This window comes from Streptomyces sp. NPDC002994, from assembly GCF_040611155.1.
In the GTDB taxonomy this organism is placed as follows: Bacteria; Actinomycetota; Actinomycetes; order Streptomycetales; family Streptomycetaceae; genus Streptomyces.
Genome location: NZ_JBEXNQ010000002.1, coordinates 327,595 through 351,674 on the forward strand (window position 1 = coordinate 327,595; position 24,080 = coordinate 351,674).

19 protein-coding genes are annotated in these 24,080 nt (G+C 71.0%); 5 read left to right on the plus strand and 14 right to left on the minus strand.

What is annotated here, in order from left to right:
* Positions 1–58: 58 nt before the first annotated feature.
* Together ABZX79_RS03505 and ABZX79_RS03510 are read right to left on the minus strand one after the other, a co-directional pair.
* Positions 59–1,078 carry a helix-hairpin-helix domain-containing protein gene (locus ABZX79_RS03505; protein WP_355250846.1) on the minus strand — a complete coding sequence of 340 codons (1,020 nt, stop codon included), beginning with the start codon at positions 1,076–1,078 and terminating at the stop codon, positions 59–61.
* Complete coding sequence (locus tag ABZX79_RS03510) at positions 1,075–4,578, minus strand: DNA polymerase III subunit alpha (RefSeq protein ID WP_355250849.1); 3,504 nt, start codon at positions 4,576–4,578, stop codon at positions 1,075–1,077. Before ABZX79_RS03510 ends, ABZX79_RS03505 begins: the two co-directional genes overlap by 4 nt.
* A 151-nt stretch (positions 4,579–4,729) precedes the next feature.
* Here ABZX79_RS03510 and ABZX79_RS03515 point away from each other — a divergent pair, with 151 nt between their 5' ends.
* Positions 4,730–5,755: a DUF3533 domain-containing protein gene (locus ABZX79_RS03515; RefSeq protein ID WP_355250852.1), complete on the plus strand. Its 1,026-nt coding sequence runs from the start codon at positions 4,730–4,732 to the stop codon at positions 5,753–5,755.
* Positions 5,756–6,055: 300 nt separating this feature from the next.
* Here ABZX79_RS03515 and ABZX79_RS03520 read toward each other — a convergent pair whose 3' ends face one another.
* The 4 genes from ABZX79_RS03520 to ABZX79_RS03535 all read right to left on the minus strand — a co-directional run bounded on the left by ABZX79_RS03520 (position 6,056) and on the right by ABZX79_RS03535 (position 10,779).
* A complete protein-coding gene (locus ABZX79_RS03520; protein WP_355250855.1) occupies positions 6,056–7,138 on the minus strand; it encodes a S1 family peptidase in 1,083 nt (360 codons plus the stop codon).
* A gap of 397 nt (positions 7,139–7,535) precedes the next feature.
* Entirely contained in the window at positions 7,536–8,438 is a 903-nt protein-coding gene (locus tag ABZX79_RS03525; protein ID WP_355250858.1) for a S1 family peptidase, read from the minus strand.
* 246 nt (positions 8,439–8,684) lie between these two features.
* Positions 8,685–9,485 carry a DUF1684 domain-containing protein gene (locus ABZX79_RS03530; protein WP_355250861.1) on the minus strand — a complete coding sequence of 267 codons (801 nt, stop codon included), beginning with the start codon at positions 9,483–9,485 and terminating at the stop codon, positions 8,685–8,687.
* 61 nt (positions 9,486–9,546) lie between these two features.
* A complete protein-coding gene (locus ABZX79_RS03535) occupies positions 9,547–10,779 on the minus strand; it encodes a DUF5685 family protein (RefSeq protein WP_355250864.1) in 1,233 nt (410 codons plus the stop codon).
* A gap of 290 nt (positions 10,780–11,069) precedes the next feature.
* Here ABZX79_RS03535 and ABZX79_RS03540 point away from each other — a divergent pair, with 290 nt between their 5' ends.
* Entirely contained in the window at positions 11,070–11,510 is a 441-nt protein-coding gene (locus tag ABZX79_RS03540; RefSeq protein ID WP_355250867.1) for a cell division protein SepF, read from the plus strand.
* A gap of 19 nt (positions 11,511–11,529) precedes the next feature.
* On the opposite strand, the gene ABZX79_RS03545 is transcribed toward ABZX79_RS03540, so the two are convergent.
* Positions 11,530–12,720 (minus strand): acyl-CoA dehydrogenase family protein, encoded by a 1,191-nt coding sequence (locus tag ABZX79_RS03545; RefSeq protein ID WP_355250870.1) that lies wholly within the window; start codon positions 12,718–12,720, stop codon positions 11,530–11,532.
* An 82-nt stretch (positions 12,721–12,802) separates the two neighbouring features.
* Entirely contained in the window at positions 12,803–14,479 is a 1,677-nt protein-coding gene (locus ABZX79_RS03550; RefSeq protein WP_355250873.1) for an MFS transporter, read from the minus strand.
* Positions 14,480–14,933: 454 nt separating this feature from the next.
* On the opposite strand from ABZX79_RS03550, the gene ABZX79_RS03555 reads away from it, so the two are divergent.
* On the plus strand, positions 14,934–15,986 hold the full coding sequence (locus ABZX79_RS03555) for a phosphatase PAP2 family protein (protein ID WP_355250876.1): 1,053 nt from the start codon (positions 14,934–14,936) through the stop codon (positions 15,984–15,986).
* Positions 15,987–16,092: 106 nt separating this feature from the next.
* Here the strand turns inward: ABZX79_RS03555 and ABZX79_RS03560 are convergent, their stop codons facing one another.
* Positions 16,093–16,308 (minus strand): I78 family peptidase inhibitor, encoded by a 216-nt coding sequence (locus ABZX79_RS03560; protein ID WP_214977159.1) that lies wholly within the window; start codon positions 16,306–16,308, stop codon positions 16,093–16,095.
* Positions 16,309–16,702: 394 nt separating this feature from the next.
* On the opposite strand from ABZX79_RS03560, the gene ctaD reads away from it, so the two are divergent.
* Positions 16,703–18,421, plus strand: a complete 1,719-nt coding sequence (gene ctaD, locus ABZX79_RS03565) for a cytochrome c oxidase subunit I (protein ID WP_355250880.1) — start codon at positions 16,703–16,705, stop codon at positions 18,419–18,421.
* Here the strand turns inward: ctaD and ABZX79_RS03570 are convergent.
* The 5 genes from ABZX79_RS03570 to ABZX79_RS03590 all read right to left on the minus strand — a co-directional run bounded on the left by ABZX79_RS03570 (position 18,366) and on the right by ABZX79_RS03590 (position 23,448).
* Positions 18,366–19,340: a YafY family protein gene (locus ABZX79_RS03570; RefSeq protein ID WP_355250883.1), complete on the minus strand. Its 975-nt coding sequence runs from the start codon at positions 19,338–19,340 to the stop codon at positions 18,366–18,368. The two genes, ctaD and ABZX79_RS03570, sit on opposite strands and share 56 nt — an antisense overlap.
* 62 nt (positions 19,341–19,402) lie before the next feature.
* Entirely contained in the window at positions 19,403–20,254 is an 852-nt protein-coding gene (locus tag ABZX79_RS03575; protein WP_355250886.1) for a hypothetical protein, read from the minus strand.
* Complete coding sequence (locus ABZX79_RS03580; RefSeq protein ID WP_355250889.1) at positions 20,251–21,534, minus strand: glycosyltransferase family 4 protein; 1,284 nt, start codon at positions 21,532–21,534, stop codon at positions 20,251–20,253. The genes ABZX79_RS03575 and ABZX79_RS03580 overlap by 4 nt, the downstream gene beginning before the upstream one ends.
* A 167-nt stretch (positions 21,535–21,701) precedes the next feature.
* Positions 21,702–23,000: an ABC transporter substrate-binding protein gene (locus ABZX79_RS03585; RefSeq protein WP_355250892.1), complete on the minus strand. Its 1,299-nt coding sequence runs from the start codon at positions 22,998–23,000 to the stop codon at positions 21,702–21,704.
* Positions 22,975–23,448: a hypothetical protein gene (locus ABZX79_RS03590; RefSeq protein WP_355250895.1), complete on the minus strand. Its 474-nt coding sequence runs from the start codon at positions 23,446–23,448 to the stop codon at positions 22,975–22,977. The genes ABZX79_RS03585 and ABZX79_RS03590 overlap by 26 nt, the downstream gene beginning before the upstream one ends.
* Positions 23,449–23,632: 184 nt before the next feature.
* Between ABZX79_RS03590 and ABZX79_RS03595 the strand changes: the two genes are divergently transcribed.
* A complete protein-coding gene (locus ABZX79_RS03595) occupies positions 23,633–24,076 on the plus strand; it encodes a hypothetical protein (protein WP_355250898.1) in 444 nt (147 codons plus the stop codon).
* Positions 24,077–24,080 lie beyond the last annotated feature (4 nt).

Sequence of the window (24,080 nt, forward strand, 5' to 3'; positions counted from 1 at the left end):
AAATTACGCGCCAGTAGTCGAAGAGTGAAGTGACGCGTCGGTAAAAATTGACGAAGAGTCAATCAGCCGGGCCCGAGTGCCTGTTGAGTAGCGATAAGCGCCGGTCGGACAGCGATCCGGGCACGACCGCCCCCGGGCCGAACTTCGCCCGCGCCCGGTCCGCCACCGCCTCGATCCGGCGCGCCTTGTCGTCCGCCGGGTCGAATGTGAGCTGGTGCGCGGCCTGTTCCGCCGGGGTCAGCCCTTCCGCGCGGAGCGCGATGGCGCGCACCCTGGCCCGTTGCAGGCCGAGCGATGCGTAGATCCCGTACGCCGTGGCGGTGAGCGCGGCCGAGTGGGCCGTCGGCTCCGCCAGGGCCCGGGTGCGGGTGGTGGTGGAACGGTCGGCGTACCGCACGGTCAGCGCCAGCGAACGGCACACCTGCCCCTCCCCGCGCAGCCTGACCCCTACCTCCTCCGAGAGCGAGAGCAGCGCGCGGCGGTGGCGGACCGGGTCCAGCTCGTCGCGGTCGAAGCGCCGTTCGGAGGCGAGTGAGCGGGAGGCCGCGTTGGGGACGACCGGCGTACGGTCGATGCCGCGCGCCCGCTCCTGGAGTTCGCGCCCCACCCGTACGCCGACGATCCGCTGGAGGGTCGCGAGCGGTGCGGCGGCGACCTTGCCGACGGTGTCGAGTCCGTACGAGCAGAGGGCACGGGCCGTCGCGGGCCCGACGCCGTACAGGGAGGCGACCGGTTTGCGGCCGAGGTACGCGGCGACGGCTTCCGGATCGCCGGGTACCACCAGGGTCTTCCCCGGCGACGCGTCCTGCGCGGCGGCCCTGGCCAGCAGGGGGTTGGCGCCCACACCGATCGTGCAGTCGGCGCCGCAGTGCGCGAGGGCGCGCACCCGCAGCAGCGCGGCGAGCCCGGCCGCGTCCCGCCCGAAGTACCGCTCGGCGCCCCGGACATCGACGAGCGCGCCGTCGGGCGGGAGCGCCTGGACGGTGGGGGCGATGTCCTCGATCAGCCCGAGCAGGGTGGGGAGCGCGGCCTCGGACAGCTCGGTCCCCGCGACGTGGAAGCGTACGTAAAGGATCATCCCGCGCTCCCTGGGCTCGAGTGCCACAGCTTGCGGCCGGTCGGTACGCCTTCACCCGCGGGCTGGAGGTCGGCCCAGGGGTTCATCTCGTAGCCGGTGGGGAGGTGGATGCGGCGACCGTCACCCTCGTCCTTCCCCGGCGCCTCCTCCACCGGCTCGGCAGGCGCCGCCAGCCGCGCCGCGACGGCGTCGAGTCCGCCCGTACGCCGCAACTCCGCCAGCTCCGCCAGGTTCCAGGCCGCCGATCCGACCACACTCAGGCTCCGCGGCCCGCGCCGCTGCACCACTCCACGCACCAGCAGCAGCCAGGAGTGGAAGACGGTGTGCGCGCAGGCGGCGTGGCTGTCGTCGAAGAAGGCGAGGTCGACCAGGCCCGTACCGTCGTCGAGGGTCGTGAAGATGACCCGTCGCCCCGAGCGGACCGGAGGTGTCTGGGTGGCGGCCTTGGCGCCCGCGACCAGGACGGTCTGGCCGTGTTCGGCCATCCGCAGCCGCTTGGCGGAGGTCGCGCCCAGCTCCTTGAGGAAGGTGTAGTGGTCCGTCATCAGGTGGCGGGAGGCGTCCATTCCGAGTACGCCGAGCTCGGCGCTGAGGCGCTCCGCCTCGCTGAGGTCGGGGAGTCCGGCCGACGCGGCCTTCTGCCCCTCGCCGAGGGAGAGCTGCCCACCGGTCGCCCCGGAAGTCCGCTGTCCGGCGCGCAGTTCGGACAGGTGGAGCAGCAGGTCGCGGCGGTTGGCGCCGAACGAGTCCAGCGCGCCCACCTGTGCGAGCCGTTCGGCGAGGGGCCGGCTCGGGTGGGCCCGCTGCCACAGGTCGAGCAGCGAGGAGTAGGGCCGGCCTGCCACGATCCGCGCGGTCTCGGCCTCGCTGATGCCGTAGACGTCCGCGAGCCCGAGCCGTATCCCCCACATCCCCTCGGACCCTTTAGCGCCCTTCATCCCCTTTCCGCCAGACACCAGTTCGATCTGGTGGGCGGCCGCGGACCGGTTCACGTCCAGCGGCAGCACCGGCACCCCGCGCCGCCGCGCGTCCGCGAGCAGCAGCCGCTTCGGGTACATGCCGGGGTCGTGCGTGAGCAGTCCGGCGTAAAAAGCGGCGGGGTGGTGGGCCTTCAGCCACGCCGACTGATATGTCGGCACAGCGAAGGCGACCGCGTGTGCCTTGCAGAAGCCGTACGAGCCGAACGCCTCGACGATCTCCCAGGTACGGGCGGTCACTTCGGGCGTGTACCCGCGCTGCCGCGTCCGCTCCGCGAACCACGCCCGGATCTGCCCCTGGATGTCAGGTTCCGAGAGCCCGCGCCGCATCTGGTCCGCCTCACCCCGGTCGCAGCCGGTCATGATCCGCAGAATCTCGATGATCTGCTCGTGGAAGACGACCACGCCGTACGTCTCGCGCAGCGCGTCCTCCAGGTCCGGGTGCGGGTAGCGGGCGGGCGCGCGGCCGTGCCTGGCCTCGATGAAGGGCCGCACCATGTCGGCGGCGACCGGCCCCGGCCGGAAGAGCGAGATGTCGACGACCAGGTCGCCGAAGGTCGACGGCTGGAGCCTGCCGACCAGATCGCGCTGGCCCGGCGACTCGATCTGGAAGCAGCCGAGCGTCTCGGTGGAGCGGATCAGGTCGTACGTCGCCGGGTCGCCCTGCGGCACCTGCTTCGGGTCGTCGAGGTCGAGCGTCACGTCCGCCGCGCGTCGCAGCTCCGCGACGGCATGTGCCATGGCCGACTGCATCCGTACGCCGAGCACGTCGAGCTTGAGCAGCCCGAGCTCCTCCACGTCGTCCTTGTCGAACTGGGACATGGGGAAGCCCTCGCCGCTGGTGGGCATGACGGGCGTACGGCGGAGCAGCGAGGCGTCGGAGAGCAGCACCCCGCACGGGTGCATGGCGATTCCGCGCGGCAGCGCGTCGAGCGCCTCGACGAGCTCCCACATCCGCCCGTGCCGGCTCTGCTCGGCGGCCACCTCGCGCAGCTCGGGCAGTTCCTCCATCGCGGCGCGGGCGTCGCGCGCCCGGATGTGGGGGAACGCCTTGGCGATACGGTCCACCTCGGCCGGGTCCATGGACAGTGCGGCGCCCACGTCCCGTACGGCATGACGCACCCGGTACGTCTCGGGCATGGCGACGGTCGCGACCCGCTCGGTGCCGAAGCGGCCGATGATCGCGCGGTAGACCTCCAGGCGGCGGGCGGACTCGACGTCGATGTCGATGTCGGGGAGCACGGACCGCCGTTTGGAGAGGAAGCGTTCCATCAGGAGGTGGTGCTCGACGGGGTCGGCGTGGGCGATCCCGATGAGGTGGTTGACGAGGGAGCCCGCGCCGGACCCGCGCGCGGCAACCCGGATCCCCATCCTCTTCACGTCGTCGACGACCCCGGCGACGGTCAGGAAGTAGGAGGCGAATCCGTGGTGGGCGATGATGTCCAGCTCGTGGTGCATCCGCTGCCAGTACTCGCGGGCGCGCGGCCCGCGATCGTATCCGCGCAGCACCATGCCCGCTGCGGCCCGGGACTCCAGCACGCGCTGCGCGGTGCGGCGGCCGGCGCCGACGAGGTGCGGCTCGGGGAAGTGGACGGTGCCGAGCCCGAGGTCGTCCTCGGGGTCGACGCGGCAGGCGGCGGCGGTCTCCTCGGTCAGCGCGAGCAGCCGGTGGGCGACGCCCTGCCGGAACCCGGCGGCCTCCGCGACCAGCTCGGCGATCCGCGCCATGTCGTCCGCGCTCTTGAGTGAACGCTCGCCGCTGTCGAGGGGCCCGCGCGGGTCGATGGGTACGAGCCTGCGGGCGGCGTCGAGTACGTCGGCGACCGGCCCGAGCCCGGGGTCGGCGTACCGCACGGCGTTGGTCAGCACGGGAGGCACACCCTGTTCGGCGGCGAGGCCGAGGGTGCGGGCGGCCAGTCGCAGCGAGCCGGGGCCCGTGCCCGTACGGCCGTGGTGGACGACTTCGAGGCGCAGGGCGTCGCCGTAGATCTCCCGCCAGGGCGCGAGGAGAGTGGCGGCGCGGTCGGGGCGGCCGGCGGCCAGCGCCCGGCCGACGTCGGAGCCGGGGCCGAGCAGCACGGTGAGACCGTCGCCGTGATTCCGCTCCCATTCGAGTACGGGGTTCCGGCCGCCGCCCTCGTGGGCGGCGCTGATCAGCCGGCACAGATCCGCCCAGCCGGCGGCGCCGTCCCGGGCGAGGAAGGTGGCGCGGGGTGCGGACTCGTCGACGAACGCTCCGCCGCGCACCGGCGTGCGCTGCCGTTGCGTACGCCCTTCTTCGCGGCCTTCTTCGCGGGTACGCTCCCCCGCCGTCAGCGCCAGCTCCGCGCCGAAGAGCGGCCGTATGCCGGCCTTGGCGCACGCCTTGGCGAAGCGGACCGTACCGGCGACGGTGTCCCGGTCGGTGAGGGCGAGGGCGTCCATGCCGTGCTCGGCGGCACGCTCGGCCAGCCGCTCGGGGTGAGAGGCGCCATAACGCAGGGAGAACCCCGAAACGGTGTGCAGATGCGTGAACGTGGGCATCGCACCTCCTGAGTCCCCTGAATCAATCCTGCTCTCACCTCCCCCATCTCCACCATAGACCAAGTTTCGAACGTACGTGCGATACCCGTGTCCTCAGCCATTCGGCCCGGCCCCACCTGCGCAAACGCCGGGGGCCACGGAGCGTGGGGGCATGACTTTCGTGGACGAGGTGAAGAACGCCGTCACGCCACGGGCCGCGCTGCTCGTCATCGGCGTACTGGCGTTGCAGCTGCTGTTCATCGCGTCCTACGTGGGAGCGCTGCACCATCCGAAGCCGAGGGACGTTCCCTTCGCCGTCGTCGCGCCCGGGCAGTCGGCCGCGCGGCTCGTCGAGCAGCTCCGGGGCCTGCCCGGCGCCCCGCTGGACCCCCGCGCGCTCCCGGACGAGGCCACGGCCCGGCGGCAGATCATGAACCGGGACATCGACGGCGCCCTGATCGTGGACCCGGCATCGAAGACGGACACCCTGCTGGTCGCCTCCGGCGGAGGCACGGTGCTGTCGTCGGCCCTGACCACGCTCACCACCAGGGTCGAGGCGTCCCAGCAGCGGGAGGTACGCACCGTTGACGTGGCCCCGGCGTCCTCCGAGGACTTCGACGGCCTCTCCGCCTTCTACCTGGTGGTGGGGTGGTGCGTAGGCGGCTACCTCTGCGCCTCGATCCTGGCGATCAGCGCGGGCTCCCGGCCCGCGAACAGGCAACGCGCCGTGATCAGGCTCGGCGTGATGGCGCTGTACTCGATCGCGGGCGGGATCGGCGGCACGATCATCGTGGGCCCGATTCTCGGCGCCCTGCCGGGCAGCGTCATGGCGCTGTGGGGCCTCGGGGCGCTGGTGGTCTTCGCGGTCGGCGCGATCACACTCGCGCTCCAGGCGCTCACCGGCATCGTGGGCATCGGCCTGGCGGTCCTGCTCGTGGTGATCGCGGGCAACCCGAGCGCGGGCGGCGCGTTCCCGCTCCCGATGCTGCCGCCCTTCTGGGAGGCGATCGGGCCCGCCCTGCCGCCGGGCGCGGGCACGTGGGTGGCCCGCTCGATCGCGTACTTCAAGGGAAACGCGACCACCGGACCACTCCTGGTACTCGCCGCCTGGGCAGTCGCGGGCGCAGCCATCACCCTGGCCATGGCATCGCTGCGCCGCCGCCCGGACGCGTCCGATTCCCACCCGGTCGGCACGTAGGGGCCCACCCGCCGGGCGCCCCCCGGCCGGCGGCCCGCACCCTGCTCACCGGGGCCCCGGTGGGCGCCCTGCTGGGCACGACGGCCGACTCAGCCCGTCCGGCGCTTGAGGACCACCCGTCCAACACCACGCCGGCCAAATCCAGCCCGTCCGGCGTTTGAGGACCGGGGTGCGGGGCGGAGCCCCGAGATGCGGCGCAGCCGCGGAAGGCCCCGGCCGGCGCGCACGCACGCGCACCGGACGGGGCCCCCGGTCAGCCGATCGAGCCAAGGCCCAGGCCAAAGCCAGGGCCCGAGGAGGTCAGCCGATTTCCGCGCCCAGCGCGGCCAGCGCCGCCGGCACCGGCTGGAAGAACGTCTCGCCGCCCGACGTGCAGTCGCCACTGCCGCCCGACGTGAGTCCGATCGCCGCGTCGCCCGCGAAGAGCGAGCCGCCACTGTCACCTGGCTCGGCGCAGACCGTGGTCTGGATGAGCCCGTTCACGATGTCGCCGTTGCCGTAGTTGACGGTCGCGTCGAGCGCGGTGACCTCACCGTCGCTCACCTGCGTGGTGGACCCGCTGCGCGTCACCGCCATGCCGACGGTCGCCTCGGCCGCCTGGGTGATCGGCTGCGTACTGCCGTTGTAGAGGTTGACCTCGCTCGGGTGCTCGACCCCGTCGTCGTACTTCACGAGCGCGAAGTCGTTGCCGGGGAAGGTGGACGCGGCCATCGTGCCGAGCGCGCCGCCCGTGGAGTCCGTCCACTGGCTGCCGGCCTGCCCGCAGTGGCCGGCCGTAATGAAGTGCGGCGCACCGTCCTTGACGACGTTGAAGCCGAGCGAACACCGCCCGCCGCCACTGAGAATCGCGTCGCCACCCGCGATCAGCGGCTTGAACTCCCCGGCCGACTTCTTCAGTTCGGCCTTCTCACCCAGCGTCCCGACGACCTTCTCCAGCTTCGCCCACGCGGCGCCCTTGACCGTACGGTCGGCCGTCACGACGACCTTGTTCGTCACCGGGTCGGTGGCCCACGAGGTGCCGGGGATGGTGGCCTTGTCCGTCAGAGTGCTGCGTACGGCCGTCAGCTCAGCCAGCGAGTTCTCGACGATTCTGGCCTTGCCGCCCGCCTTCCGTACGCCCTGGGCCGCCACCTCGTCCACCACATTGACCACGAGCGCCTTGGACTTGCTGTCGTAATACGCCCCGGCGGCGTCACCGCCCAGGACCGAGTTGAGGTCCGAGGCAAGCTTCCCTGCCCCCGTCGCCGACAGCGTCTTGACGGTGTACTGAGGGGTTTCCTCGCTGGCGTTCGCAGTCTGGAGGGTGACTCCCGCTGCTACCAGGGCCGCGATGCCGGCTCCGGCAATGGCCACGCGCCGCTTGGGTATGCGTCGGTGCTTCACGTAATGACCTCCTGTGGGGGGTTCGGACCCGCAAGGTGGGGGGGCAGGTCCGGAGTACGCCCACTATTCCGATGCTGATCGGTAGCACACAAGGTCGACTTCAGGACGCGCACACGACAACCTCTTTGCGCCCCCCAGGTCTTTACAAGCCGGTCACCGCCTGCACCCGTAACGTTCGCGAACACCGCCTGCGACCACCCGGACAGCAGCGGGTGAGGACTAGTCCTGTCCGGTACTCGCCCCTCGCGCACCGGATTCCGACGGCGCGGGGGCGGATTGCGTCAACTGCTGCTGTGAAGCGGCCGGTTGGAGGAAGCTCGGGAACGCCACTCAACGGTGAGTCCCCGTCCGGTCGACCGGACGGGGACTCATCTGCTGCTGGCCGCAGTCTTCGGACTTAGTAGACGCTGACGCCGTACGCGCTCAGGGCTTCGGTGACCGGCTGGAAGAACGTCGTACCACCGGAGGAGCAGTTGCCGCTGCCGCCCGAGGTCAGACCGATGGCGCGGGTGCCGGAGTAGAGCGGGCCGCCGCTGTCGCCGGGCTCGGCGCAGACGTTGGTGCGGATCATGCCGTAGACGATGTCGCCGCCGCCGTAGTTCACCGTGGCGTTGAGGCCGGTGACGGAACCGCTGTGGGTGCCGGTGGTCGAGCCGCGACGGGTGACGGACATGCCCACGGTGGCGTTGGCCGCGCTGGTGATGTCCTGGCTGCCGACGGTGCCGGGGTGCGAGAGCGAGGTGTTGGCGTACCGGACCAGGCCGTAGTCGTTGCCCGGGAAGCTGGATCCGGCCGTGGGGCCGATGCTCGTGGTACGGGAGGAGTTGGTGTACCAGGGCGGGTTGCCGTCGGTGCAGTGGCCGGCGGTCACGAAGAAGTACGTACCCGCGCTGTTGCGGACGTTGAAGCCCGCCGAGCAGCGCCAGCTGGTGGCGTAGATCGCGTCGCCGCCGGAGAGCAGCTTGGAGAGCTTGCCGGGGGTGCGCTCGACACGGATGGCGCCTGCGTTCGTCCCGGCTTCGCGCTTGATCTTGGCGATCTCGGCGGCGGAGACGGTGCTGTCGGCCGTGACGACCAGCGCGTTCGTCGCCTTGTCGATGTGCCAGGCGGTACCGGCGACATCGGCCTCGAGGACCGCGTCACTCGCGGAGGTGAGCTGGTCGGCGCTGTACGTACTGGCCGTGTCGGCACTGGCGCTCGGTACGGTGAGTGCGGCCGCGGCGACGAGTCCTGCCGTGACGGCTATCAGGCGGGATCGTCTCGCTATGCCGCTGCGGGGGGTGGTGCGCTTGATCCTCACGTTTCGTTCCTCCCAAGGGGAAGTTAGGGGGCCCACTCGTGGGGTGAGACGGGCCCGTGAGGCGCAGTCAGTGAACCGGACCGGTCCCCGTCCGGATTCCGGACAGGTCGTGCCCCTGACAAGCGCTCCTCGGGAGTATTCGCGGCGCCAACTGCCCGCGCAAGGGCGTCTTTCGGCCGACGGGGCCCGGACGCGACAACCGGGGCAGGGCAGGGCCTTGGCCGGGCCCGGGCCGGTTCCGAGAGGTCAGCGGTCGCCCGCCGGCGACAGCCGCCGCTCCCCCGCCGGAACCGGAACCGACAGGGTGTTGCCCGGCGGCGGGAACGGACAGATGAAGTGGTCGGCGAAGGCGCACGGCGGCAGCAGCGCCCGGTTGAAGTCGACGGTCACCGTGCCGTCGGCCGCCGGCGCGGGCGGCCGCAGGAAGCGGAAGCGGTACGTACTGTCCCCACTGGTCGCGTCGGCGAAGACGGCCCAGAGCGAGCCGTCGTCCTCGACGGCGACCCGGAGCGTGTGCTCGGCGCCGTCGATGTCGAACGCGATCTCCCCGGCGAGGCCGAGCCCGCGCTCGCGCCCGTCCGCGTTCTCGACCTGGATGGTGGTGCGCCCTGCGTCGTACGGGCGGAAGCGGCCCGGCAGCACCCATTTCGGGTCGTACGGCGTCACTTCCATCCCCGCGAAAGCACGCCGCGCCGACGACTCGGGGTCGAAGACCCGGACCGCCCACAGTCCTTCCCGGCGCAGCACGACGAGCCGCCGCCCGGCGGCCTCGACGCGGGACTCGGGGATGGGCCCGGTGTCCGCGGTCAGCCTGACCTCGCCGGTCAGCGGCTCCCCGTCGACAGTGATCCGGTCCTCGGGCGAGGCGGTCAGAACCACCTCGTCGCCGTCGGCCGTCCACCGCCCCGGCACGTCCGGAATACGACCTTCCGGGTAGTCGGAGAGCCAGTGCGTGCCGGTGAGCGAGAGTGGGCCGTACGGCGCGGAGACCGTCTCGGTGCGCTGCTCGTGCCAGTGCTTCCAGTCCTGCTGCGGATCTGTGCTCATGCGCGCAACCTTTCCACACGGGCGCTACGGGCACGGGGAGCCCAAGGCGCCGCCCGCGTCATCAGTCGCAGCAGCCGCAGTTGCAGTGGCAGACCCAGTCCTCGCAGTCGCACTTGTGGCAGCAGCCCTCGCGCTTCTTCCGCGACCAGGGCCCTTCGTACTCCGCGGCGCAACACCACTTGCAGGTGCAGCACAGCCCGATCGCGACGGCGCATCCGGCCCAGAAGCCGCGCCTGCCGGGCTTGCGCGGCTCGCCCATGAATCCGGGCGGCATCCCACCGGGGCCACCGTGACCACCGGAACCACCGTGGCCGCCACCCGGAGCCCCGGGCCCCCCGCCCCCATAGGGGTTGTTCGAGCCGTACGGTCCACCCCCGCCACCCCCGGACATGGGCGGCGGCGCGCCGTACGCCTGCGCCTGCCCCTGGTGGCCGCAAGCCGCAGTCCCGAACGCCCGGTCCACCGACCGCCCCAGCTCGTGCGCCAGCAGTACGTGCGCCAGCTTGGCATCCGTGAATTCCGCGTCCCGCAGCGCCAGCCGTACTCCATGCACCGCGTCGTCGCACAGCCGGCGCGCCTCCGCCAGGCCGGTACCCGTCGCGGTCAGCGGGTTCCACGCACCCGACGCCGCGTCAGCTTCCAGGTCCTCCACGGCATCCAGCAGATGCGCGAGCCGCCCGAAGAGCCGGCCCGCCTCCGCGAGCGGCGCCGCGTTCTGCGGCCTGCCCGCGAGTACGGCGGTGTACGCGAAGGCAGCGGCGGTCGCCGTCTCGGCCGGCTCGGTGACCGTAAGGACGGAGGTACCAAGCCCCGCCAGCGCCTCGATCCCGGCCTGCCGGTCCACCGCGTCGACCAGCAGCGCGGTGTCGAAGCCCAGCGAGGCGCCCGTCCGCGCGCCCGCCCTGTCCCAGCCCGCGGCGACCCGCCGCGCGGCCGCGGCCACCGGCCTGCGGGCCAACACCCCGTCCCGGTCGGCGACGTGGTCCCGTATCTTCGCCGAGGCCAGGACGAGCGAGACCGCCGCCGCGAGCCTGGCCCCCTCGCCCTGGGCGACGGGCGCGGTGCGCATCGCGCGCAGGGGACAGGGTCCTGCCGTACGCCGCCATCCCGTGACGCGCTCGGACTGAGCCTCCGTCAGAACCGAGACGATCAGGCCGTCGTAATTCGTCACGACCCTCGCGAGCTGCCCGTGGTCACCGCGAAGTGCCAGGCAGAGCCCGCACAGATGGGCCATCCACTCCGTCCTGAGCCCCGCCGAGAGCCGGTGACTGCAGGGCCTGACTATTCCGAACAAGGCGCTCCCCCAGGAGGCGTGAGACGGTGCGGCCCGCATCGTATCGAGGCGGTCTCAGCGTCCCGTGTTCACCCGTCCGTCCCCCTCATCACCCGTGTGGCCCGACGGTCGTATTTTTCACTCTGTCAGCAGCCCGACGCTGTAGGAACCTTGACGAATCGCCACAAGTTCTGCACCAGTACCGTCACGAATCCCCTGCGCGGCGACTATCCACTTGGCGCGTAATCCGCATGATGGACGACCATAGGGGGAGCGGTACACAGACCGACCGCGGTGAAAGGAGGCGTCCCATGGGATCGGTGCGCAAGGCCAGTGCCTGGCTCGGGCTCGTCGAGGACAGCGACGACGACCGCTACTACGACGACGAGTACGCCGAGGGAAACAACGAGAGCGCCGAGCCCTGGGTCACGGACCCGCGGGTCAAGGCGGTCTCGGAGCCGTCCGACGACAAGGCCCCCAGAATCGCCACGGTCACCCCGGACGGCTTCCGGGACGCGCGTGGCATCGGGGAGCTTTTCCGGGACGGTGTCCCGGTCATCATGAACCTCACGTCCATGGAGCCCTCCGACGCCAAGCGCATCGTCGACTTCGCAGCCGGCCTGACCTTCGGCCTGCGCGGTTCGATCGAGCGCGTCGCGAACCGGGTGTTCCTGCTGAGCCCCGCCGACACCGAGGTCGTCAGCGGTGAGGCCGCGAGCCGCGACACGAACGGTTTCTTCAACCAGAGCTAATGGGCGGGGCCGCTCACCGTCACCGGAAGGCGTCCAGGCCGGTGAGCGCCTTGCCCAGTACGAGCTGATGCATTTCGACGGTGCCCTCGTAGGTCAGCACCGATTCGAGGTTCGTCGCGTGCCGCATCACGGGGTACTCCAGCGAGATGCCGTTCGCGCCGAGGATCGTCCTGCTCGTACGGCAGATCTCGATCGCCTCGCGCACATTGTTCAGCTTGCCGAAGCTGACCTGCTCGGGCCGCAGCCGCCCCGCGTCCATGCGCTGCCCCAGGTGGTGGGCGAGCAGGATGCCCTTGTGGAGTTCGACCGCCATGTCGGCGAGCTTGGCCTGGGTGAGCTGGAAGCCGCCGATCGGCTTTCCGAACTGCTCGCGCGTCTTCGAGTAGTCCACCGCCGCTTCGAAGCTGGCGCGGGCGGCGCCCATCGCGCCCCACACGATTCCGTACCGCGCGTGACTCAGGCAGCTCAGCGGCCCCTTGAGCCCCGTGACGTCCGGCAGTACGGCGTCGGCGGGCAGCCGCACCTCGTCCATGACCAGCTCACTGGTGACCGAGGCGCGCAGGGACCACTTGTGCTTGATCTCGGGCGCCGAGAAGCCGGGGGCGTCGGTCGGCACGACGAAGCCGCGAATACCCTCGTCCGTCTGCGCCCAGACGACGGCGACGCCCGCCACGGAACCGTTCGTGATCCACATCTTGCGGCCCGTCAGCACCCAGTCGGTGCCGTCCTTCTTGGCGTACGTCCGCATCCCCGCCGGGTCGGAGCCGTGGTCGGGTTCGGTCAGGCCGAAGCAGCCGATGATCTCTCCGGCGGCCATGCCGGGCAGCCAGCGCTGCTTCTGCTCCTCGGAGCCGAAGCGGTGGATCGCGTACATGGCGAGCGAGCCCTGTACGGAGACCAGGGAGCGGATGCCGGAGTCGGCGGCCTCCAGCTCCAGGCAGGCCAGACCGTACTGGACGGCGGACGCGCCCGCGCAGCCGTAGCCCTCCAGGGACATGCCCAGCGCGCCGATCGAGCCGAGCTCGCGGGCCAGTTCGCGGATGTTGGGCAGTTCCCCGCGCTCGTACCAGTCGGCGATGTACGGCAGGACGCGGTCAGCGGCCCAGTTCCGTACGGTCTCGCGGATCGCGAGGTCCTCGGGGGCCAGCAGATCGTCGATGCCGATCGGGTCGCTGGGGTCGAACGGCGGAAGCTTTGAAGTTGCGGACATTCCTGGCCCTCCGGCGGCTGCTCGGCTCACGGTGCGCATAAAACTAGCAGTGGTAGTTACTGCTCGCGGCCGACGTTACGGGTCAGCGCGCGACCCGTCCAGACCCGGCCCGCTCAGCGGGCTCCCGACGCGCCGGGACCTTCACCTGCGGCGAAGGCTCCTGCTTCTTCTCTTCCCGCGCCCCGCAGTCCATCAGCCGCGGCAGCCTCAGCGCGGCCAGCGCGCCGAGCAGCAACAGGCCCGCGCTGACGAAGAGCGTCACGTGCAGGCCGTGGACGAAGGCCTGCCGCGCGGTGGAGCGCAGCGCCTCACCGGCGGGTCCGCCGATCCGGTCCGCGACCGTGTACGCCTCGCCGAGCGAGTTCGCCGCGCCCGCGCTCTGTGCCGAGGAGACCCCGGGGACCGTGGCGACCCGGGGCGCGTAGGCGGCGTTCATGACGCTGCCGAGCAGCGCGATGCCCATGCCGGCGCCGAGCTGGTAGGAGGTCTCGCCGATGGCGGCGGCGCCGCCCGCGTGCTCGGCCGGGGCCTCGCTCAGCATCGACTCGTACGCCCCGAAGAGCGTGGTCTGGAGCCCGAAGCCGAGCAGCACGAACCCGGCGGTCAGCAGCGCGGGCCGGTCGTGCTGTCCCATCAGGGTCAGTACGAGCACGGCCGCGGCGGTCAGCGCGAAGCCGGAGGAGACCATGGCGCGCGGGCCGAGGCGCTGGAGGGTGTACGAGCCGGTGGCGCCGGCCGCCATCGCGGCGAAGGTCAGCGGCAGCAGCCGCAGTCCGGTCTCCAGCGGGCTCAGTTCGAGCACCAGTTGGAGGTACTGGACGGCGATCAGCTCCAGGCCGACGAGCGCCAGCATCGCCAGAACGATGCATCCGACGGAGGTGGAGAAGGCCGCCCTGGCGAACATCGTCACGTCGATGAGCGGCTGCGTCCGCGTCCGCTGCCGCCGTACGAAGAGAACGAGCAGCGCCGAGCCGACGAGCAGCGGCAGCAGCGTCCTGGCATCGGCGATGCCTTCGCCGCTGCCGATCCGCTTCACCCCGAGGACGACGCCGAGCACACCGGCCGCGGCCATGAGCGCGCCGAGCACGTCCCAGGGCCCCTGGCCGCTCCCCCGGGATTCCGGCAGCAGCCAGCGGCCGACCGGCAGGATCAGCGCCATCAGCGGGATGTTGATGAGAAAGACGGAGCCCCACCAGAAGTGCTCGATGAGGAAGCCGCCGAGTACCGGCCCGGTGGCCGCGCCTATGGCCGCGACCGCCGTCCAGATGCCGATGGCGAGGGCGCGCTCGCGCCGGTCGGGGAAGACCTGGCGGAGGATCGACAGCGTCGCGGGCATGATCATCGCGCCGCCGATGCCGAGCAGGGCGCGGGCGGCGATGAGCACGTGCGGGCTGTCGGCGAAGGCGGCGAGCGCGGACGCGGCGCCGAAGAGTCCGTAACCGAGCAGCAGGACGCGGCGGCGCCCGACACGGTCGCCGAGCGTGCCGAAGAGGATCAGCAGCGAGGCGCAGACCAGCGGGTAGGCGTCGACGATCCAGAGCAGTTCCATCGCGCCGGGACGCAGGTCCTCGGAGACGGCCGGGACGGCGATGTGCAGGATCGTCGCGTCGAGGGCGACCAGCAGCAGGCTGACGCACAGGACGACCAGCACGGCCCAGCGATTGCCGACGGCCCTGACGGTCTTCACGTTCTTCACGCGCGGCCGGTGCCCGGGGGCGCCCGCAGACCGCTGTGTTCCGGCCGTGGTCGTCCCTGACATGTACGTCCCTCCCAGTGACATCCCTCGCGCTCGGCGGACCGGCGGGACGGCGTTGTCCTACGTCCCTGCGGGCCCGGCATCGACGGGCGAGTGAGCCGTCAGAGTACGCGAGTTCACACCCGTGCCGCGTGGTGCACCTCTCACCAGGGCGGGAGGCGGGTGTGGCGTGCGCCACTTCACCCCGGACCCGCCGACGACCCGCCGGGGAGCTGCCGGTGATCTTGATGGGCACATGAGGGAGCGGGAAATTCCATGCCGAGTTCCGGTGAACGGAATTCATCGACGCGCATTCACTCTTACGAGCGGGCCTCCGAATTAATTGAGCATGAGGCCGCCCGGCTTTCCCGAACGGCCGGGAATTACCCACTCGGTGAGACACACCCCACATCACATCGTCATCACAAAGATGCCGGATGGGCCGGGCTTGTCACTCACTCGCTGTAACGTCGATTCAGTGCGTACCGACCAACTCTTTGCCCGGCTGGACCGGGAAGCGGAGCCGCCGAAGATAGAGATCCCCGGGATGAGCCGTACCCGTACGGCCCTCTTCGGTTCGACGCTGGCGTTCTACATCGCCATCGTCTGGGCTGTGCTGATCACGTCCTGGCTGGTGGCCCTCGACTGGAAGGTCATGCTGTTCCGGCCGTACGAGCAGTGGCCCGAAGTCCATCCCTTCCTGGACTACTTCGTGGTGCTCGGGCAGCGCGGCCCCACCTCCGTCATGGTGGCGGCCTGGCTCGGCTGGCGCTCCTGGCGGCAGCACACGCTGCGACCGCTGCTGACGCTGGGCGCCTCGCTCCTCCTGCTCAACGTGACGGTGGGCTCGGTCAAGCTCGGCCTCGGCCGCCTCGGCCCGCACTACGCGACGGAGATCGGCTCGGCCGAGATGTTCGCGGGCGGCGATATATTTCCTTCCGGTCACACCGCCAACGCCGTGGTGACGTGGGGAATCCTGGCCTACCTGGCCACCACCCCGCGGGCCAGGCGCTGGCTTTCGGTGCTCTCGGCCCTCGTCGCGCTGGGTGTCGGCGCGACCACCGTCTACCTGGGCACCCACTGGCTGAGCGATGTGCTCCTCGGCTGGGCCGCCGGTCTGCTGATCCTGCTCAGCCTGCCGTGGTTCGAGCCGCTGATCGGGCGCACCGAAGCCTGGATCTTCGCGGTCCGCGAGGCCCGGCGTGCGCGTCGCAAGCTCGGCGCCGCGCAGCCCGCGCCGGCCGGCGGCCGCCTGTCCCCCGCCCTCTTCCCGCAGCGCCACCCCACCGCCCCGTACTCCGCCCAGACCGACACGCCGGCTCGCGAGCCGGTGGGCGCGGGCAGCGGCGGCCGCTCCACGGGCGGCACCAGGACGGCCGGTCACCTCCCGCAGCGGCTGACCACCGGGATGAAGGGGGGCCGCGCGGAGCGGACGTCCGTCACCCCGGCGGGCAGCCGCCGGGGTCCGCACGCCGACCGTACGGGCGCGGCGCGTCCCGGGACGTCGCCCCGGCCGGTGGCCGGCGGCTGACCCGCCCGCAAGACCGCGGGGACGGTACGCACAGGCCTCTCCCCGCAGGCGAAGGCCCCGGTGGGCTCCCATGGAGTCCACCGGGGCCTTCACCGTGTGCGGCGGGTCAGCCCTTCCAGCAGCGGATGACGGTGTCGTCCTTGACCTCGAAGTTGAGGCGGCCCTCCAGGTACTCCATGGTGATGATCGAGCCCGGCGGAAGTGCCCTGACGGTGGTCCAGCCTCGCTCGCGGGCCAGCCGCTCCGCGCCGGCGGCGTCGAGTCCGACGTACGCCTCGGGAGCGTCGTCGGGCTGTGCGGAAGGGGTCGGTAGGGATGCCATGAACTCACCGTAGGCCGCCCGGAACGCTGAAGGAAGTACGGGGGCCGGAGCTGAGTGTCACCGCCCCAGATACCTCAGCGGTCACACTTGTGTCACAGGATCACGACGAGCGTTTGGCATGAACGCCTTCACCCGAAAGGACAGTTCCGTGCCGCTGGACGCGAATGGAACAACCTTCGAATGATCACGCAATAACAGGTTCCGAATTCATTCCCGGCGCCCCGCAGGGGGTTGCCGGGAATTCCCCTCACCGGGCACCCGGGAAATCTGACGCCCCGTAGCCGAATTCACGGTTCCCCCACATAATCCGCGTACGCCCCCTGTCGGGCCGGGGGCCGACGCGAGCATCATGTGTCTCCTGCCTGCTACCTGAAGCCCGATGGGGGGCAAAGCGATGGGGACGGAGACGGACACCGCCGCGGCGGTCGCGGGGCCGGGACCGGAGCGGCGGCCCGGCCGCCTGATCGTGGACTGGCTGACGACCACGGACCACAAGAAAATCGGGCATCTCTACTTGATCACGTCGTTCGTCTTCTTCCTGATCGCCGGCCTGATGGCGCTGATGATGCGCGCCGAGCTGGCCAGGCCCGGCCTCCAGCTGATGAGCAACAACGAGTTCAACCAGGCGTTCACGATGCACGGCACGATCATGCTGCTGCTCTTCGCGACCCCGACCTTCGCCGGCTTCGCCAACGAGATCATGCCGCTCCAGATCGGTGCCCCGGACGTCGCGTTCCCCCGGCTGAACATGCTCTCGTACTGGCTGTTCCTCTTCGGCGGCCTCATCGTGCTCGGCTCGCTGCTCGTCCCCAGCGGCCCGGCGAACTTCGGCTGGTTCGCGTACGCCCCGCTCAACGGCCTGGAGCGGTCCCCCGGCATCGGCGCCGACCTGTGGATCATGGGCCTGGCGCTCTCCGGCTTCGGCACGATCCTCGGCGCGGTCAACTTCCTGACCACCATCATCGGGATGCGCGCGCCCGGCATGACCATGTTCCGCATGCCGGTCTTCACCTGGAACGTCCTCTTCACCTCGATCCTGGTGCTGGTCGCCTTCCCCGTACTGGCGGCGGCCCTGCTGGTCCTGGAGGCGGACCGGCGCTTCGGATCGATGGTCTTCGAGGCGGAGAACGGCGGGGCGCTGCTGTGGCAGCACCTCTTCTGGTTCTTCGGCCACCCGGAGGTCTACATCATCGCGCTGCCGTTCTTCGGCATCATCACGGAGATCATCCCGGTCTTCTCCCGCAAGCCGATCTTCGGTTACGTGATGCTGGTCGGCGCGACCATGGCGATCACGGGGCTGTCGCTGGTCGTCTGGGCGCACCACATGTTCGCGACGGGAGCGGTGCTGCTGCCGTTCTTCTCCTTCATGTCGTTCCTCATCGCGGTCCCGACCGGAGTGAAGTTCTTCAACTGGACGGGGACGATGCTCAAGGGATCGCTCTCCTTCGAGACGCCGATGCTGTGGGCCGTCGGCTTCCTGGTGAGCTTCCTCTTCGGCGGCCTGACCGGCGTCATCCTCGCCTCACCGCCGCTCGACTTCCACGTCACCGACTCGTACTTCGTGGTGGCGCACTTCCACTACGTCGTCTTCGGCACGGTCGTCTTCGCGACCTTCGCCGGCTTCTTCTTCTGGTGGCCGAAGTTCACCGGCAAGCTGCTCGACGAGCGGCTCGGCAAGATCCAGTTCTGGACGCTCTTCATCGGCTTCCACACCACGTTCCTGGTCCAGCACTGGCTGGGCGCCGAGGGCATGCCGCGCCGGTACGCCGACTACCTGGCGGCCGACGGCTTCACGGTCCTCAACACCATCTCCTCCATCGGCGCGTTCCTGCTCGGCCTGTCAACGCTGCCGTTCCTCTACAACGTCTGGAAGACGGCGAAGTACGGGACGAAGGTCGACGTCGACGATCCGTGGGGTTACGGACGTTCGCTGGAGTGGGCGACCTCCTGCCCGCCGCCCCGCCACAACTTCGTCACCCTCCCCCGCATCCGCTCCGAGTCGCCCGCCTTCGACCTGCACCACCCCGAGTTCGCGGCGATCCAGCGGGCCGCCCAGGTCAAGCCGGCGCCCCTCGATCCAGAGCGCGCGCGAGGAGATCACGGGCCGACCTGATCCGGTCGGTGAGCTCGGGCGGCTCGACGACCTCGAAGTCGAAGCCCATCAGCATGATGTGAATGACCAGCACCTCGAGGCTCGCCGCCCCGGTGCGCAGCAGACAGCTGTGCTCGTCGACGGCTTCGAGTACGCCCGCACTGGGCGAGACCGCCTGCCGCGCCTCGTCCAGAGGCACCAGCAGCCGGACCACTGCCGTCGCGGCGTACGCCCCGGTGGAGACGCCTTTCGAGACGTACGCCGCCAAGTCCTCGGCCGGGGGATCGCGCGGGACGAAGCGCGGTCCGTGCGGGGGCGTCGGGGTGATCCGGTCCGCCCGGAACGTACGCCAGTCGGAGCGGTCCAGGTCCCAGGCGACGAGGTACCAGCGGCGCTCGGTGCACACCAGGCGGTGCGGCTCGACGGTCCGGCGGGAGGAACTGCCGCCGTGGTCCCGGTACTCAAAGCGCAGCCGCTCGCTGTCCCGGCAGGCGTTGGCCAGCTCCGTCAGGACCGAGGCGTCGACGGTGGACGCGCCCGGGCCGCGCAGCATGGGGACGGTGAAGTCGTTGAGCGCGCCGACGCGGCGGCGCAGCCGGTTCGGCAGCACCTGTTCGAGCTTGGCCAGCGCGCGTACGGACGTTTCACCGATGCCCTCGATGCCCTGACCCGCGGCGGTGCGCAGGCCGACCGCGACGGCCACCGCCTCCTCGTCGTCGAGCAGCAGCGGCGGCAGTTCGGCGCCCGCCCCGAGCTGGTAGCCGCCGCCGGTGCCGGGGCTGGCGTTGACCGGGTAGCCGAGCTCGCGCAGCCGGTCGACGTCGCGGCGCACGGTGCGCGGGGTGACGCCGAGCCGCTGGGCCAGGTCGGGCCCGGACCATTCGCGGTGGGCCTGGAGCAGCGAGAGCAGGCGCAGCAGACGTGCGGAGGTCTCCAACATGGGGGCGAGTCTGCCAGGGCTTGCGGACAGGTACGGTCCTCAACCCCGGCTGCTCTTCCTCTTCACTTCGCGGTGTCGAGCCGCACGCTGAGATCGTTGTCGACGGTGAAGTAGGGGTACGCCGTGGTCGGCCGGGTCACCCTCGGCCCCTCTACCGGCCGCACCGGGTAGCGGAAGACGCCCTTCTTGTCCCAGACGTCGTCCAGGATGCGCCCCACCCGTATCCCGGCCGCCTGCCCGGGCTCTGCCTCCGCCGGGCACAGCCACAGGTCCCACAGCCGCTGCTCGTCGCCGCGCCCCTCGGCCAGCGGCTCGTACGCCAGCGTGAAGGTGAACGTGCCGTCCTCCCGGACCGTCACCGGCACCCGGTGCACGTCCTTCTTCGCGCCGCGCAGCCTGGCCTCGGCGACCGCGCCCTCGTCGAGCCCGGCCCCGGCCCCGTACAGCCGCCCCTCCAGCGTCATCGCACCCTGGGCGAACGTGATGCTCCCGGCCTCCGCGTGCGGCGCCCGCAGCCAGCTGCGCACCGCGAGCTTGCCGTCGGCCGTCGGATAGGGGATGCGTACGGCGACCTGCGCGCGCCCGGGGTCCGGGGCGCGGTCGACGAGCGAGCGCAGGTCCCTGATGCCGGGCTCGATGCGCTGTTCCCCGGTCTCGTCCCCGTGGGCCGTGAAGACGTCCCAACGCCCCTCAGCCAGCTCGACCGTACTCGGCAACACCGCTCGCGACCGGTCGTCCCCGGTGGGCGTGAGCGGCAGTCGCATGACGTCCGCGGACGTCTTCCCGCCGCGCCGCCGCAGTACGAGCACCGCGCCCGGCGACGCGTCACCCACGATGTCGAAGGTGACGCCGCCGGCGGAGTCCGCGATGCAGTCGGCGCGCGGCGGCTCCGTGCGGGTCGGGGTGCTGGTCATGCGGTCTGCCCTTTCCGGAGCACGGAGGCGGCCTTGTAGCGGAGGGAGTACGCCCCGTCGAACACCGCTCCCCGGGAGCGGTACAGCGCGTCCTGGACCCGGCTGCGCGAGCGGCTGTTGGCGCCGCGCGAGAGAAGTTCGGTGAACAGCGCCTCATGGCGCTCGGCTATGTGCCCCGGGTCGAAGCGGGCCGAGCTGTCGAGCGCGGCCGCTCCCATCGCACGCCGCAGCTCGTCGTCGTTGATCAGCCCAAGGAGCGCGTCGGCAACAGCGTCGGAGTCCCCCACCGGCACCAGCCGCCCGTCGGATCCCTCATTGATGATCTCGCGCGGCCCGTGCGGGCAGTCGGTGGAGACCACCGGCAGCCCGGAGCGCATCGCTTCGACGATGGTCATGCCGAAGGACTCGTGGCTGGAGGTGACCGCCGCGATCGAGCCCTTGACCCACTCGGGCTCGATGGGGTTGGCCGATCCCATCAGGAAGACGTGGTTGTGCAGCCCGAGTTCGTTGATGAGGGCGTGCAGGGCGTTCTTCTCGTTGCCGCTCGCGTCGCCGCTGCCGTAGATGCGCAGCCGCCAGTCGGGGCGGGCGGCCACGACCTTCGCGAACGCCTCGATCAGCAGGTCGTACCGCTTGACCTTGGTGAGCCGGCCGGCCGCGACGACCCATTTGGCGCTGGAGTCGGCCGGCGCTATGAGGGGCGCGGGCACGCTGTTCGGCACAGCCTCGATGCGTACGCCGGGCAGCTTGAGCCGGGTCCGGTAGTCGTTGGCGTCGGCCTCCGTGACGGTGGTGATGGCATCGAGCAGGCCGTAACGGTGGCTCAGCTCGCGGCGCAGCCGGTAGCCGTGCCCGGCGAGGGTGAGGTGCTCCTGGCCGACGCGCACGGGGCCGCGCCTGGTCTGCCGGGTTATGTGCACGTTGAGTCCGGGGCGGGTGCCGACGACGACGTCCGCCTCCGTGGACTTCAGATGCGTGGCGATACGGGCGTCGGTGAGCCGGCTGTACTGCTTGTGGCGCCCGTCGCCGGCCGGGAACACCTTTGCCGGCTGCGTGAACCGCTCGTCGTCGCCGTCGTATCCGTGACTCTTCTTGCGCAGATCCACCAGATAGTCCAGCCGTACGCCGGCGGGGGCGCCCATCGCGGGCTCGTCGCGGTGGCGGAAGGCCGAGACGATCTCGACGTCGTGCTGCTCGGCCAGCGCCTGGGCGAGGTTGAAGGTCGTACGGATCGTGCCGCCGATGCCGTACGCGTTGTGGAGCAGGAATGAGATGTGCATACGCCGACGCGACCCCCAGATCTTCCGCGGACGTGGTCCATGTCCGCTTGCTTTCAGAAATGGACTGTACTGGTCGGAAACCGATCGGCCCCGGGCGCATCGAATCGTTCCAATACGGTTGTGACATCGATAGCGTGAGCGGGGCAACCAAACTGCCGTTCTGTGCATCAGGGCCGGTAGGGAAGCTGCGGAACGGTGAAGCAGTTGCCGGTCATGTCCCCGCCCTGCGTCACCCATCCCGCCCCGTCCCGCCACCGCGCCACCGACAGGCACGTGCGCCTGGTCTCGGGCGGCTCGGCCAGTCGCTTGTACGACACGGGAAGCAGCAGTCCGCGTGCGGTGTACGGCTCTTCGCGGTTCAGGTACGCCTCGACGCACGCACGGGTGAGCTGCCGTCCGCACGACTTCGCGGCGTCCGCGAACCACATGGCGGCCGCCCAGCCCTCCAACTGCCACTGCGAGAGCAGCCGGTCCCGCACCCCCTTCATCGCCTCGCGGAACTCCCGTACGGCCGGATGGCTCACCTCCTCGTAATTGCGGCTGGCCCCGGTGACCCACAGGGCGTTGCGGCAGCGTGGCGCGTCCCTGAAATCCCGTGGAACGGCGGACGACCAGTTCTGCACATTGGTGACCTTCGCGGTGACCTCCACGCCCACGTCGTCCATCGCCTCGCACAGCTGGGCGTTGCCGTGCGTGTCCATCGCGTCGAAGACCAGGTCGACCCCCTGGTCCTTGAGGTCCGCCGCCACTGCCCGGAAATTGGGGAGGGCGAAGTCCACCTGTTCGGTGACGACCCGGTACCCCTCGGCCTTCAGCCCCTTGGTGACCAGCCGGGCGTACGCCGCCGACGAGGCCTGGTTGTAGGCGACCACGGCGGCGGTGCGCGCGCCGTGCTCGCGCTTGAAGTAGCGGTAGACCTCGGTGCCGCCGTAGAGCGTGCCGTTCCAGCCCGGCTTCCCGCCGGTGCGCGGGGCATCACTGCCGTAGATCCCGTACAGGTGGGGGTAGGTGTCGTACGCCGGACCGATCGGCTGGCCGCCGATGTCGGGGACGCCCGCGTCGGCGACCCGGGGGGCGCCCGCGTACTCCAGGGCGGTCGTCGCGACCAGCGCGAAGACCTTCCGCTCGTCGAGGAGCTTGTGCACGCAGTCGTTGTTGCCGACGCCACTGCCGCCGTCGTCGCAGGTGAACACCTCGACCTTGCGGCCGTCGATGCCGACGCCCGCGTTGAGCGCGTCGAAGTACGCCCGGGCGCCCTCCCCGGGCCCGCTGAAGGCCGAGCCGCCGACCGGGCTGGTGGCACTGCTGATGATGCCGATCCGTATCGGCTCGGCCTCCCGGGCGGGCGGCGGGGCACTCCGGCGGCCCTCGAACTCACTCTCGGGCAGCCGGCTGCCGCAGGCGGCGCTCAGCAGGAGGAACGCCGCGAGCAGCAGGCTTTCAGCAGCCCGGCACAGCCGGCGCATTGCCGCTGAGCTGGACCAGGGCGCACAGGGTCTTCACGGAGACCTTCCACACGTCGTCCTGGAGGACCGAGGTGCCCTTGCTGTTGGGCACGGCGGGCTGTCCGCCGACGAGCAGGTCGTACGTCACATCCGCCTCGGTGGCGGAAGTGAATTTCACGGCGGTGACGTTCGCCGAGGACCTCGCGGCGTTCGGGTCATTGGCGAAGGCCGTCAGCACGCGCCGCATCTGCTCGCCGTTCTGGAGCACCCTGACCTTGTCCTCCGTGGACGCCTTGGGATCGAAGAACGTCTTCCAGTTCTTCTCCACCTCGGCCCTGGCCGCGGTGAGGTCGGCGGGCTGGTTCTTGTCCGGGGTCACCGGAGGGCTGGTGGCCGGGGAGCGCGTCGGCGTCTGCGGCGTGCCGTTGTCGTCGCCGCATGCCGCGGCGGCCGGTACCAGTATCAGCACTGCGGCGGCCGCCCATGCCGCAGTACGAGGGTGTCTGCCGAGGACCATCTGGCTCACCACCGGGTGTCCGACCGGGCCGTTTCGCCCGATGCTTCCAGGGTCTGTCGCTTCACGGCATAGTGCAACGTATCCGCCGCCAAGGACAGGCTCGTACTGACCCGTAAGTGCCTCTAGGGGGGTCCCGGTGCCAAGGACGCGACCGCGCGACAGGCCGCTGCTGTGGGCCGGCCTGGCGGCTCTGGTCTGCGGTGCGGTGCTGTGCGTGATCGGCTGGTACGGAATCTCCGGCGAGCGCTTCGCCGAACGGCAGCTCCCGTACCTCGCCTCCTGCACGGTGCCCGGCGCGGCGCTGATCGTCGCCGCCGCGGTGCTCCTCGCACACGGCGACCGGCAGCCGGCGCCCACGCGGGAGGACACCGCCGCGGCACCGGAGGAAGTCCCCACGCCGCCGTCCCCGTCCGCCCGGGGCCCGCTGCTCCAAGTCCCCGGCGGGACGCTCCTCCACCGGCCCGACTGCCCGCTCGTCACCGGCAAACCGGACGCCGCGCCACCGGACGACCCGTCCGGCCTGAACCTCTGCCCCGTTTGCGAACCCCCGCCCCCCGGACCCCCCGCCGCCGAGGCCTGACGCG